This window comes from Streptomyces sp. NPDC013457 (assembly GCF_043089925.1).
Classification (GTDB): domain Bacteria; phylum Actinomycetota; class Actinomycetes; order Streptomycetales; family Streptomycetaceae; genus Streptomyces.
Map to the genome: position 1 here is coordinate 160,185 of NZ_JBICBL010000008.1, position 12,407 is coordinate 172,591.

Genomic DNA, 12,407 nt, shown 5'->3' on the forward strand with positions numbered 1-12,407 from the left:
GGAACGAGCGCCTCGCCATGGATCCGCAGAGCTCCGTCGGCGGGGGGCGCCGGCCATCCAGGGCTGCGGTACCGGCCGCTGGGTGTGCCCGGAGGGACGCTATCGTTCGGGGCGGTTGCCCGGGTTGCTGTACCTGGCTGCCGACCGCACGATCCACACGGGGGGTGAGCATGGAACGTCATGTGCTGGAATCGCTGTTGACCGGTGATGACGAGGCGTCCGTGAGAGCTCTGGCCGCCCTCCGCAGCGGCGCGCCCTACTCGGTGGAGGAGCGGGTACAGCCCACCGGTGTGCATGCCGGAGTCTTCGGCCACCGACTTCAGCGCATGCGGATGCGCGGATACGAACCTCCTGGCCTGGAGCGAGCAGTGCAGCTCGTCAGGGAACATGGCCGGCCGGTGCGCACAGCGCTGATCGATCCTGACAACCGGACATGGTTCACCCTGCTCTTCCTCACCGAGGACCGCAGCGCACTGGTGGCCTGCGTTGGCTGGCCGCTGCCGCTGCCTGCCAGGAAACCACCGCTCTAGAGCGACGTGGATGCGCTTCGCGTTGTCACGATGGCGCGCCACCAGCAGGCCGTTGTCAGTGAGGGCCGCTATCGTCTCCACCGCGCGGTCGGCTTCCGGGGGTTCCAGCTCTGAAGGAAATGGTGGCATCCCCGACCTGTCCGGGGGCGGCCCGGAGACTCGTCCGGGACCTAACCGACGATCGGGCTTCGTCGATGGCCAGGAGATCACCTGCCAGAGCCGGCCGCGCACCCCGCGTACGCGGACACCTCGATCGGGCACGGGAGGGGCACGCGGCTATTCGTCGAGCCATGGGCCTCGGGTGATCTGCTCGTGAAGTCGCTCGTCCATGCAGCTCATGTGGGCCCAGAGGAACTGCACGCTCTGCTCCCCGGCCCGAGTGATCTCCAGCATGACGCCATCACCGGAACGGCCGACGTCGGTGGTTCCCATACAGAACGCGCAGCTCACTGGCTTCTCGGTACTCACCCGGTGAATGTAGCCCGCTGCCGTCCTCAGCCACCCAGGAGCCCAGGGCGGGGCGTCGATGGTCCGGCCGTGCCCGTCGCAGAGGGGGACCTTGTCGGCGTAGTTGTCCCAGACGGCGGTCCTTCGGTGCCCGGGGCGCTCATGTACGGCCCGCTCTCCGATGGCGGCCGGATCATGTGGGCGCTCCGTAGGTCGTGTTGCCCGCCAATCGGCTTTTGCTCGCCGCACACTGAGGTTCTTCAGCGCAGCAACGTCGAGAAATGGAGCCCAGATGGCGAGCCAGCCCATTCTGTTGTTTGACGGAGACTGTGGCTTTTGCAGCAGAACAATCGAGAAGGTTCGACGCATCGTTCAGCCGGGTGTGCAATTCGTCCCCTGGCAGTACGCCGACCTCGCCGCCCTGGGCGTCACCGAAGCCAGAGCCGACCGCGAGGTCCTCTGGATCGGCCCGGTCGACGGCGAGGTCTACGGTGGACCACGCGCCCTGTCCGCTGTGCTGATGTGCGGACGAAGGCGCTGGCGGTGGCTCGGGCTTGCCCTGCGAGTGCCGCCCGTCAACTGGCTGGCAGGCGGCGTCTATCGAGTCGTCGCGAAGAACCGCCATCGCCTACCGGGCGGCACAGCCACCTGCTCTCTCCCTGCCCACATGCGCGGGGAACCGGACTGTTGACTCCTACTCCGGTGAGGGCTGCGGCGGTACCGCAGCGGATGCCGTCCCGACCGTGGCTTCCGCTCCCGTGCTTCCTGTGCGCCGGAAAGCGCGCCGCCACAGCCCTCCCAGGGCGCGGTAGAAGCGGTCCGGCAGGAACGCGGCGTCCGCGACGATCATCGCGCCCGAGAAGAGTGGCAGCCCCATGAGCACCGCGATATTCACGTGCATGCCCAACAGCAGGATGAGGACGGGGTATTTGAGCCTGCCGAAGAGAACGAACGGAAAGGCGACCTGCACCAGCACTGTCAGATAGCCGACGACGGCAATCAGCACGTGATGGCTGGCGACCATCTGAGACAGCTCGGGCCAGGGCCGGAACAGGTCGATGTTCAGGACGTAGTGGAGGGCGGTCCCATCACCCCACCTGGGTCCCTGCACCTTGTACAGGCCAGCGCATCCGTAGAGGAAGCAAACCTGGGCGGCGATGACGAGCATGCCGCAGTTGTGCAGCACCGTGGTCAAGGCAATGCGGGCGCCGCCGAGATGGTGCCGGAGATCGCCGCCGCGCGGATCTGGCGACTTGCCCGCCGGCGCCCGGAGCCGGGCCCTTCGGGCGTCGAGGGACCAGCGCCGGCCGCACGCGGTGAAGACCAGGTAGACAGCCATGAGGACCATGAGGTTGTCCCCGCCGTCCGCCATGAAGAGTGCCCTGGCGTGGAACGACACCACCACGACCGCGAACAGCACGGACACCGCCCGTGTCCGCCAGCCCAACAAGAACAGCGCACACGTGATCAGGGCCGCCGCGTAGCAGACCTCGAAGTACACCTGGCTGTCGGACAGGGTGAGAATGCTGGCCCAACCGCTCTGGTCGAACATCTGCCTGGCCAGCGTGGGGGTCCACGGTGACCCAGGGCCCCACATCTCGTCGCGGTGTGGAAACTCGCGGAGCAGGAAGACGAGATAGAGCAGCCCGTAGCCGATGCGCAGCACCGCCGCCGCATACAGAGACACCGGCCGTTCGGTCAGAAGGCCGAGGCACGCGTGAACTCGGTCCAGTACGCGTTGCGGCATGCGTACGGCTGCCCGCTCGGTGGCACGCTGCGACACCTTCGGCGCCACGACTGGTTCCTGCTCAGTCCGTTGCATGGGAGGCTACCTTCCACCAGGGCAGATACCGGGTTGCGGCCCGCGCCGGTGCCGCTGCGGCCGGGCGGGATTCAACCGCTGCGCCGGGCGCGGCGATAGGCCGCGTGATCACCCGCAGCTGGATGGAATCGAAGTGGCCGCCCTGCTGGGCGGCGACGCGATCCGCCGCGATGTTGCGCAGATACTTCTCGATCATCACAGCCCGTTCCGAGCGCGGCTGATTGTCGCTGCCGTGCGTTTTGAGGAACGCGTTCCAGGCCTGGCGCAGCATGTTCTGTGCCGTATGGCTCGGGAAGACGTTGTGCTTGACGGCGGAGTCGTCCGTAGCCGTCAGGTCGATCCAGTCACTCACCTGGGCGGTGCCGTCCGGTGCTGTCCGCTTGACCCTCGCCGAGATCTGCCGGTTGACGGACTGGGGATTCGGGGCGAAGAGCCGCCAGTTCTGCTCGAACACGGGCCGGACCCACGCGTTGACCTGCTGGCTGTACGCCTTCGAGACGGCGTTCGGAGGCGCCACGTACAGAAACACCAGAAGTACATGGACCAAGGTCACTGCCAGGCACAGGGCCACTGCGGCTCCTGTTCCAGCGCTCAGCAGGCGGGGTGGCCCCGAGATCTCACGGGCGCTCCCCGACCCCCCGCCGCCGTCCTGCGTTGCCGGCTCAGCGCCGGTCCGCTGCGGATACTCCACGTTTGTCGACTCAGCACCGCTCAGCACGGCCCCACCGGGTCCTTCCGATCCTGACTGTTCGCACCTGCTGCTCCTGCTCCGCCGGCGGTGCGCGACGGCATCGAAGACGATCCGCCGCGCACCACCCGTCTCACACCCAGTGCGGAACGTGCCACGCGTACTCGCCGTGCTTGCCCGGCTTGTACGGCCCGTCGTGGTGGCCGGGCTTGTGCGGCCCGTCGTGGTGGCCGGGCTTCCCCGGCTTCACCGGGGAGTCGCACGCGCAGTCGCCGTATCCGCCCGTGTCGTGCCCACCCGTGTCGTGCCCACCCGTGTCGTGCCCGCCCGTGGCGTGCCCGCCCGTGGCGGCGTCACCCGTGGCAGCGTCACCGGTCGCGGCGTCACCCGTCGCGGCGTCACCCGTGGCGGCGTCACCGGTCGCGGCGTCACCGGTCGCGGCGTCACCCGTGGCAGCGTCACCCGTGGCAGCGTCACCCGTGGCAGCGTCACCCGTGGCAGCGTCACCGGTCGCGGCATCACCCGTCGCGGCGTCACCGGTCGCGGCATCACCCGTGGCAGCGTCACCGGTCGCGGCGTCACCGGTCGCGGCATCACCCGTCGCGGCGTCACCCGTCGCAGCGTCACCCGTGGCAGCGTCACCGGTCGCGGCATCACCCGTCGCGGCATCACCCGTGGCAGCGTCACCGGTCGCGGCATCACCCGTCGCGGCGTCACCCGTCGCAGCGTCACCCGTGGCAGCGTCACCGGTCGCGGCATCACCCGTGGCAGCGTCACCCGTGGCAGCGTCACCGGTCGCGGCATCACCCGTGGCAGCGTCACCCGTCGCGGCGTCGCCGGTGGTCGTGGTGGTCGCGGCGTCGCCGGTGGTCGTCGTGGTGGTGTCCTCACACAACGGCCTGGTGATCACGTTGTTGTTCAGCGTCACGGCCGCGTTGCGGGCCAGCACGCGGCCCTCGATGGTCGCTCCACTGTTGACAGTGATCGACGTGAGCGCCATGAGGGTGCCCACGAAGGTCGAGCCGGATCCGAGCGTGGCCGATTCGTCGGTCACCCAGAACACGTTGCACGCCTGGGCGCCGTTCTGAAGGACAATGCTGCTCCCGGATGCCGTGGTCAGCCCCGCAGGCACCTTGAACACCCAGACGGCGTCAGGGTTGTTCTGGGCATCCAGGGTCCACGTCCCGTTCACCAGGAGACCGGACTCGACGGCGTAGGTACCCGGAACCAACGTGGGCGTCACGGGTGCCGGGGAAAGGTTGAATTCCGTGGGCTGACCGAAGGCGTTGTCGTACGCGGTGCCGAGATCGGCCTTCGCTCCTGCAGCCGCCGCGCCTGCGTAGATCGTCCCGTCCATCACCGTCCCGGGCGGGAATCCCGTAACGGCCGTCCCCGGAGATACACCGACATCGCCGGTGACCACGGAATTTCCGTCGTTGGTGACCGTCGAACCGGCCAGTACCGCAAAGCTTTCCGCTGTACCCAGCGGGACAACTGTTGCTGCATTTGCTCGTGTAGGCGTAACTGCCACGACGGCAACAGCGACCAGCAGGGTGAGTACCCCCGCGATCCAAGCCGTCATCGTGCGCCGTTGCGGCGCATCGGGAATGTTCAGTGTCATCGAGGAGCCAACTCCTGTTAGGGGGTGGTGGCGTCCGGCGTTCCTCGCAAAACGGAATCGCCTCTTGTCGGCGGCATATTACGCAGTCACTCAACCCAGGCGGCCATTCACTCGGGTGATGTCGCCGAAATCATCAATACACATCAAGGAATGTACGATCAATATTGAGCCGATTGGCTTCCCCCCATCTGTGCGGCGATCCGACGTTGATGCGGTAATCCCTCCTGCCATGCCGATCGTCGACCGCTGTTCAGAGGAGCCATAAATTCGCCGTAGCGGAAACCCCCCTCACCCGGAAGGCGCGTCCGGCGCTGGGCGGACGACTCGGGGACGGCGAGGCCGGAAACGCTGTCGGCAGGGCCGGTCCCGAGGGGTGCGTTCCGGTCGCGCGGCATGGCCGGCTGTTCTTGCCCCGCCGGTCGTCGCCCCCTCCCTTACGGCGTGGAGCACCGCTCTGTTCGAGGCCTCATCGAGCGGCAAATTACATGGTCACAATCCGTTTCCACCGCGGCTGAAGCCGACGGCACGGCGGATGATCAACGGTCGGTGCTCCATGCCAACCTGCTGGCTCACGCATGCATGGGAGCTGGAGGTACACCGACCGTGGCGGCGAACAACAACCCCACCGTCAGGGGACGACGACTGGGAGCGGAGCTGCGCCGGCTCCGTCTGGCCAGCGGTCTGACCGGGATGCAGGTGGCGGCGCACCTGCTGGTTTCCCAGGCGAAGGTCAGTCACATGGAAACCGGCCGCCGTGCCGTCAGTCCCCGCGACGTGCGTGATCTGTGCACGCTCTACGGCGTCTCCGACCAGGATGTCGTAGATTCCCTGACGGAGCTCGCAAGGGAATCGAGCCGGCACGGTTGGTGGTACGCGTACGGCGACATCCCCCACAGCGTGTATGTCGGCCTTCAGGCGGAGGCCGCCTCCATCGATACCTTCGAGGCCATGGTGATCCCCGGTCTGCTGCAGACGCCCGCCTACGCGGCCGCGGTCATCGAGGAGACGATCCCCCTGGTCACGGTCGAGCAGGCCGCCGCGCGCCTGAGGGTGCGGCTTCGCAGTCAGCACCGGCTCTACGACCCTGCCCGCCGCCTTCGCCTGGGGGTGGTCCTGGACGAGTCGGCCCTGCGGCGCGTCGTCGGCAGCCGGGAGATCATGCGCGAGCAGTTGGAGCACCTGCACACGCTGAGCACCGAGCCGCACATCACTGTGCAGGTCCTTCCTCACACGGCGGGTGCTCACCCTGGCCTTACGGGACAGTTCTCCCTCCTGCGGTTCCCCGACAGCCGCGAGGCACTGGTGTATCTGGAGAGGTTCACCAGCGGCCTCTGCCTGGAAAGGCCGGCCCACGTGCAGCAGTACGGCGCGGTGCACGCCCACCTGCAGACTCAGGCCCTCAGCCCCGGCGACACCCGCCACCTCATCACCGACACCATCAAGCTCTACGCATGATGCTGAGCACCTGGGTTGACGAGTCGAGCTGCGCTCACCCAGCCTGGCCAGCGGCCACCCGAACCCCACCGTGACATCGCCGACGAGGCCACGAGTGGCACCCGGAGGCTTTACGCGTGCGGGAGTGCGGGGTCGTAGCCGACCGGCCGGCACCCGGACCGAGCGCTCCCGGCCCAGGAACAAGGCGCCTGGTGGTGACCCCTGATCACGCGGGCGAAGCCCGGTCGCTCCTCAAGACCGCCCGGGTCCCACCGCCTCTACGCGCTGTGGCTCCTGCTGTTGTCAACCGGCCTGCGCCGTGGCGAGGCCCTCGGGCTCACGTGGGCGGACGTCGATCTCGCACAGGGCAGCCCCGCGTCCGGCGGAACCTTCAGCGGATCAAGCGGGAACTCATCGTTCGGCACCCCGAAGACGGCCCGGTCCGTCCGTACGGTCTCGCTCCCCAAGCGGTGCGTGGACGTGCTCGCCGCCCACCGGGCCGTCCAGGAACAGGAGCGGACGGTGGCCGGAGGGAAGTGGCATGCCGACGGCCGCCTGCCGGTCCCGTCGTTCGCGTTGATGTCACCCGCTGATATCAAAGGCCCCCTGGACGATGTCCAGGGGGCCTTTGAGCTGTGTGCACTCGGCAGGATTCGAACCTGCAACCTTCTGATCCGTAGTCAGATGCTCTATCCGTTAAGCTACGAGTGCTTGTGCTTCCCGGCTTTTTTCTTGCCGGTCGGCGTTGCGTGGACAACATTACATGACCTGCGCCGTAGCGCGAAATCCATTAGCCAAACCCCCTCTGACCTGCGGAAACGCCATCCTGAGGGTTTCCCTCCACCCCGCGGTACCGCCAAGCGGGGGATCCCGTTCCGCGGCGAATCGCCGATCCGGACGCCGGAACGGGCGCGCACCGGTGCGCGGGTCTGGTTCCGATCGGCCGACGTCCCGCCCGGCTCACCCCGGACCGGTCCCGGCCCAGGAACGGGCGAAGCCCCGGCCTGTGGGGCCGGGGCTTCGGGTGGGGCGGAGGCGGAGGGATTTGAACCCTCGATGGGCTTTAAGGCCCAAACCGCATTAGCAGTGCGGCGCCATAGACCGGACTAGGCGACGCCTCCATGCACCGTCACGCGGGCGTGAGTGGTGCGTGCAGATGATGACACAGGCAGGCTCGGTGTCACCAATCGCTTCTCACCGTACTAGCCCTCCGGGGCGGAGAGCAAAGCCCCTCGGCGCACCCCGGTTGCGCAACGAACGGCAGTACGGAGCGTTAGAGGAGATGGGGCCCGCGCCCCACGGCCCCGTCCGCCTTCCTGGAGTTCGCATGCTGCGCAGCCTCGTCCTCGCCACCCTCGCCGCCACCACGACCACCGCCGCCGGCCTCGGGGGTGTCGGTGAGCTCGGGCCCCTGCCGTCCCTGCCGTTGCTCTCCTCGTCCTCGCCCGACACCTCCTCGCCCGACACGCTCACCGTGACGATCACCAAGAGCGGCCACCGGAACGCCGACGGCACCTTCGAGCTCGAGTGCGGCGACAGGCCCGGCGGGACACACCCGGCCGCAGCGCGTGCCTGTGCTCGCCTGGACGGGCACGCCAAGGCGGGGAAGAACCCCTTCGCGCCCGTCGCCGAGGACCGGATCTGCTCCCTCCAGCACGGCGGCCCCGCCACGGCCCGCATCACCGGCCAATGGCGCGGCCGCACCGTCGACGCCCGCTTCTCCCGGGCCGACGGATGTGAGATCGAGCGGTGGGAGAACCTGGAGCCCGTACTGCCCCACGTGCGGTGATGAGGTGAGGATGCCGTCGGGATGTTGCCGGGGGCACGCGACCGCACCCCGAGACCGGCGGGCCTGCCTTTAGACTCCCTCTCAGTGACAGGCTGCGGTCCGGAGGGCAAGATGGGGCCGGCCAGCCGGGGCAAGGTGCAGTGGGTCAGGGAGGAAGCGTCGTCGTGAGCAGCAGGCCATCCCGAGGCGCTGCTCGCCTCGCAGCCATACTTGACGCCCTTCCCGACGGTCTCGTGCTCGTCAACTGCAACGGCACGGTCGTCAACGCCAACACCATCGCCCTCGGCATGTTCGAGACCCCCGGCACCGCTCTCGTCGGGCGCGGGCTGCTCGACCTCCTGCCCGGCTTCGACTCGCGCCTGATCCCCGGCTCCATGCGGCGCCCCGAGGGCACCGACGAACAGGGCCGTACGAAGCCGACGCGGATGATCGCGCGCCGGACGGACGGCGGCGAGTTCGCCGTCGAGGTGACCAGCGCCAGCCTGGAGGACGGCCGCGAGGCCTACGACTCGTACACCGCCTACACCGGTGACGAGCTGCTCATGCTCGTCGTCCGCGACCTCACCGGCACGCTCGACACCGAGGCCGAGCTGGCCCGCTCGCAGCGCCAGACCGAGATGATCCTGCGCGCCGCCGCCGAGGGTGTCGTGGGTACGGACACCGACGGACGGGTCGTCCTCGTCAACCCCGCCGCCGCGCAGATCCTGGGCTACCGCGCCAGCGACCTCGGCGGCAAGGACCTGCACCCGCTGATCCTGCACTCCCGCGCGGACGGCGAGCCCTTCCCGTACGAGGAGTCGCCGCTCGCCGACACCCTCAAGTCGGGGCGCAAGCACCGCGTCCGCGGCCAGGTGCTCTGGGCGAAGAACGGCTCCCAGGTGCCGGTCGACCTCACGACCGCGCCCGTACGGGACGGGGACCAGCTCGTCGGCGCGGTGATGACCTTCACCGACCGCCGGCCGTACGAGCAGCTCGCCAAGGAGCGGGCGACCGAGGTCGCGACGCTCGCCGAGGAGCACGCGGCCGAGCTCGCCGAGCTGAAGAAGAGCCACGAGGAGCGGGCGGCGGCGGACAAGGAGCGGTACGAGGCGCTGGCCGCCCGGCACGAGCAGCTGACGGCCGTCCTCGGCGAGTCGCTTCGCGGGCCGCTGGAGGAGCTGCGGAACGAGCTCTCCACCCTGGCCGCCGACGACGCCGGACAGCTCTGGCCCGAGGCCAACCAGCTCCTGCACCACCTGGCCGCCGGATACGCCCGGATGACCACCCTCGTCGACAACGTCCTCGGCTACCAGCGGCTGGACTCCGGGACGGAGACGCTCGGCAGGTCCGTCGTCCTGCTCGACACGGTCGTCACGGCCGGCGTCGACGGGGCCGTGGAGCTCATCGGGCCCGGCCGCGCGCAGTTCGCCGTGCACGCCCCGCCGATCGAGGCCGAGGTGGACGCGGGTCGGCTCGCGACCGCGCTCGCCCATCTCGTCGCCGACGTCGCCGGCGTCGACTCCACCGGCAAGGCCCGCGTCGTGCCGGGCGCCGGGTACGCGGACTCCACGATCGTGGTGGCCGCGGCACAGCGCGGCGACGTCGTACGGATCGAGGTCCGCGGACCGTACGCCGGTGGGGACCCCGTCCACCAGCCCATCGTCCGCGGCATCGTGGCCGCGCACGGCGGTGTGGTGCAGACGCACGAGGTGCCGGGGATGAGCGGCAGCGCGTACGTCCTCGAGGTGCCGCTCGGCGCGGGGAAGGGGACGGTCACGCCCCCGCCCGCGCCCCCCGCCGCACCGGCGCCCTCCGCCGCCTCCGCCACCTCCTCCGAGCTGGAGGTCGCGTCGTCCGACGGGGCCGCGCTCGCCCTGCCCGCGCAGGCCTCCGACACGAACGGCGGCGGACGGCGGCGCGCCCGGCGGGCGTCCACCGACGCCTTCCTGGAGAGCCCGGTGGCCGCCGAGGCAGGCAACGCCGGTGCCGTCGAACCGACCGGCCGCCGCCGAGGCCGTACGGAGCAGGCTCCGGCCGCTCCCGCCGAGCTGATCCCCGCCCAGAACGCTGGGACGGCGGGCGGTATGACGGCGGGCGGTATGCCGGCGGGCGGCACGGACGGGGGCGGCACCGGGATCCCCGGAGTCCCCGGGATCTATGGGACCCCCGGAACCCACGGGACCCCCGGGACCCCCGGCGTCGCCGAGCCGACCGGGCGTCGTCGCGGCCGGCCCGCCGAGGGCTCCGTGGTGACCGCCGCCGAAGGCGCGCAGGGCCGCGCCGCGCTGGGGGCCGCCGTGCCCCCGCAGGGTGTGCCCGTACCCGCCCAGGGCGCCCCCGCCGAGGCTCCCGCGCCGGCCCGGGCCCTGCCCGCGGCGCCCGTGGCGGGTGGCGAGGAGACGGGCGCGCCGCAGCCCACCGGGCGCCGCGCGCGCCGGGCGCTCGCGGCGCAGGAGCGGAGCGCGGCCGCCGAGGCCGGGCCCCGTACGCCGTTCGCGCTGCCTCCGGCCGACGCGGACCGCGCGCCGGAGGCGGGGAGCGAGCAGCCGCAGGCCGTCCTCGCGCCGCAGGTGGCACAGCCGCAGCCGGCGCCCATGGCCATGCCCATGGCAACGCCGATGCCCATGCCGATGCCCCTGCCGATGCCGATGCCCGGCACCGACGAGGGTCGGCACGACGCCGTTGGATCCGTGCCGGACGCCGAACACACTCCGCCGCAGCCGCACCCCCTGCCCGAACCGACCGGTCGCCGCCGGAACACGAGCGGGCCGCAGGAGACGCGGAGCGGTACCGGTACCGGATCCGTACCGCTGCCGCCCGAGATCCCCGCGCCCGCCGCCGCTCCCGCGCCGTCCCCGGCCGTGCCCCCGGCTGCGGCCGCCGCAGCCGCGGCCGCCGTGCCGAAGGAGCCGAGGGACGGCACGCAGGGCGGACGGGCGTTCAGCGTGCGGACGCTCGGGCAGGGCGTCCCCTTCGCCCAGCAGCTCGCCGCGCAGCAGAACGCCGCGCAGCCGAGCGGGCAGAACGCGCAGAGCGGGCAGACCCCGCCGCCCGCCGGGAGCAACGGCTCCGGGCGGCGACGCAAGCTCGCCACCCCGCCCGAGGGCGACCGCCCCGCTCCCGCCGCCGTGACGGCGGCGCCGACGGCACCCGCCGAGCCCGCGGCCAAGCCGCACCCGCAGCCCAAGCTGGCCCCCGCGGCCCCCGAAGGCCGCTCGTACGCCATAGGAGCGCCCGCCGAGGGCGCCGACGAGGGCCCGGAGCCGCTCGACGGTCCCGGCGGCGCGGTCGAGGTCGCGCACCAGCCCGTGCCGCGGCCCCTCGACGACGAGCTGCCCCCGGAGCCCCTGGACAACCCGCGCAGGCTGCTCGTCTGGCCCGCGCCGGACGTCTCCACCCAGCAGGCGCTGAGCGACCGCGGCTACCGGCCGGTGATCGTCCACTCCCGCGAGGAAGTCGACGCCCAGATCGCCGCCTTCCCGGCCGCGCTCTTCGTCGACCCGCTGACCGGGCCCATCACCCGTACCGCGCTCCAGTCGCTCCGCCAGGCGGCCGTCGCCGCCGAGGTGCCCGTCCTGCTGGCGGCCGGACTCGGGCAGGCGACCCGGGAGGCTGCGTACGGCGCCGATCCCGCCGTACTCCTCAAGGCGCTGGCGCCCCGCGACAGCGAGCAGCACCCGTCGCGCGTGCTGCTCATCGAGGAGAACGAGCACATCGCGCAGGCGCTCGCCGCGACCCTGGAGCGACGCGGAATGCAGGTGGCGCGGGCCTCGGCCGACACCGAGGCGGTCACGCTGGCCACGCAGATCCGGCCGAACCTCGTGGTGATGGACCTGATGCAGGTACGCCGCCGGCGCGCCGGGATCATCGACTGGCTGCGCGCGAACGGGCAGTTGAACCGCACCCCGCTCGTCGTCTACACCTCGGCCGACCTCGACGAGGCCGAGCTGCCGACGCTGTCGTCCGGCGAGACGGTCCTCTTCCTGGCGGAGCGCTCGAACAGCAACGAGGTGCAGGCCCGGATCGTCGATCTGCTCGCGAAGATAGGGACCAACTGAGGTCCGTACGGACGGAGAAGCCCTGTACGGATGAAGAAG

Annotated in this window: 9 protein-coding genes and 2 tRNA genes; 5 read left to right on the top strand and 6 right to left on the bottom strand. The window is 70.7% G+C overall.

Annotated features, from left to right (window positions below):
- Window positions 1–170 precede the first annotated feature (170 nt).
- Entirely contained in the window at window positions 171–530 is a 360-nt protein-coding gene (locus tag ACF1G2_RS22520; protein ID WP_391799969.1) for a hypothetical protein, read from the top strand.
- A gap of 276 nt (window positions 531–806) precedes the next feature.
- On the opposite strand, the gene ACF1G2_RS22525 is transcribed toward ACF1G2_RS22520, so the two are convergent.
- Window positions 807–998, bottom strand: coding sequence for a hypothetical protein (locus ACF1G2_RS22525; protein WP_391799970.1), 192 nt, complete (start codon window positions 996–998; stop codon window positions 807–809).
- A gap of 271 nt (window positions 999–1,269) precedes the next feature.
- Here ACF1G2_RS22525 and ACF1G2_RS22530 point away from each other — a divergent pair, with 271 nt between their 5' ends.
- Complete coding sequence (locus tag ACF1G2_RS22530) at window positions 1,270–1,668, top strand: thiol-disulfide oxidoreductase DCC family protein (RefSeq protein WP_391799971.1); 399 nt, start codon at window positions 1,270–1,272, stop codon at window positions 1,666–1,668.
- Window positions 1,669–1,671: 3 nt separating this feature from the next.
- Here ACF1G2_RS22530 and ACF1G2_RS22535 read toward each other — a convergent pair whose 3' ends face one another.
- From ACF1G2_RS22535 to ACF1G2_RS22545, 3 genes are all read right to left on the bottom strand, one after another.
- A complete protein-coding gene (locus tag ACF1G2_RS22535) occupies window positions 1,672–2,724 on the bottom strand; it encodes an HTTM domain-containing protein (protein ID WP_391800214.1) in 1,053 nt (350 codons plus the stop codon).
- Window positions 2,725–2,785: 61 nt separating this feature from the next.
- On the bottom strand, window positions 2,786–3,370 hold the full coding sequence (locus ACF1G2_RS22540) for a DUF5819 family protein (protein WP_391799972.1): 585 nt from the start codon (window positions 3,368–3,370) through the stop codon (window positions 2,786–2,788).
- Window positions 3,371–3,620: 250 nt separating this feature from the next.
- Window positions 3,621–5,108, bottom strand: coding sequence for an ice-binding family protein (locus tag ACF1G2_RS22545; protein WP_391799973.1), 1,488 nt, complete (start codon window positions 5,106–5,108; stop codon window positions 3,621–3,623).
- Between the two features lie 603 nt (window positions 5,109–5,711).
- On the opposite strand from ACF1G2_RS22545, the gene ACF1G2_RS22550 reads away from it, so the two are divergent.
- The gene (locus tag ACF1G2_RS22550; RefSeq protein WP_391799974.1) at window positions 5,712–6,563 is read left to right on the top strand and encodes a helix-turn-helix domain-containing protein; all 852 of its coding nucleotides are present in this window, start codon (window positions 5,712–5,714) and stop codon (window positions 6,561–6,563) included.
- A gap of 617 nt (window positions 6,564–7,180) precedes the next feature.
- Here the strand turns inward: ACF1G2_RS22550 and ACF1G2_RS22555 are convergent.
- Together ACF1G2_RS22555 and ACF1G2_RS22560 are read right to left on the bottom strand one after the other, a co-directional pair.
- A tRNA-Arg gene (locus tag ACF1G2_RS22555) sits at window positions 7,181–7,253 on the bottom strand.
- A gap of 319 nt (window positions 7,254–7,572) precedes the next feature.
- A tRNA-Ser gene (locus ACF1G2_RS22560) sits at window positions 7,573–7,663 on the bottom strand.
- A 206-nt stretch (window positions 7,664–7,869) separates the two neighbouring features.
- Between ACF1G2_RS22560 and ACF1G2_RS22565 the strand changes: the two genes are divergently transcribed.
- A complete protein-coding gene (locus tag ACF1G2_RS22565; RefSeq protein WP_391799975.1) occupies window positions 7,870–8,331 on the top strand; it encodes an SSI family serine proteinase inhibitor in 462 nt (153 codons plus the stop codon).
- A gap of 164 nt (window positions 8,332–8,495) precedes the next feature.
- Window positions 8,496–12,368, top strand: coding sequence for a PAS domain-containing protein (locus ACF1G2_RS22570; RefSeq protein ID WP_391799976.1), 3,873 nt, complete (start codon window positions 8,496–8,498; stop codon window positions 12,366–12,368).
- Window positions 12,369–12,407: the final 39 nt, after the last annotated feature.

Bases quoted from the DNA above. Each gene is read 5' to 3' on its own strand.
- ACF1G2_RS22545 (WP_391799973.1), bottom strand. From the start codon at position 5,108: ATGACACTGAACATTCCCGATGCGCCGCAACGGCGCACGATGACGGCT.
- ACF1G2_RS22535 (WP_391800214.1), bottom strand. From the start codon at position 2,724: ATGCCGCAACGCGTACTGGACCGAGTTCACGCGTGCCTCGGCCTTCTG.
- ACF1G2_RS22520 (WP_391799969.1), top strand. From the start codon at position 171: ATGGAACGTCATGTGCTGGAATCGCTGTTGACCGGTGATGACGAGGCG.
- ACF1G2_RS22530 (WP_391799971.1), top strand. From the start codon at position 1,270: ATGGCGAGCCAGCCCATTCTGTTGTTTGACGGAGACTGTGGCTTTTGC.
- ACF1G2_RS22565 (WP_391799975.1), top strand. From the start codon at position 7,870: ATGCTGCGCAGCCTCGTCCTCGCCACCCTCGCCGCCACCACGACCACC.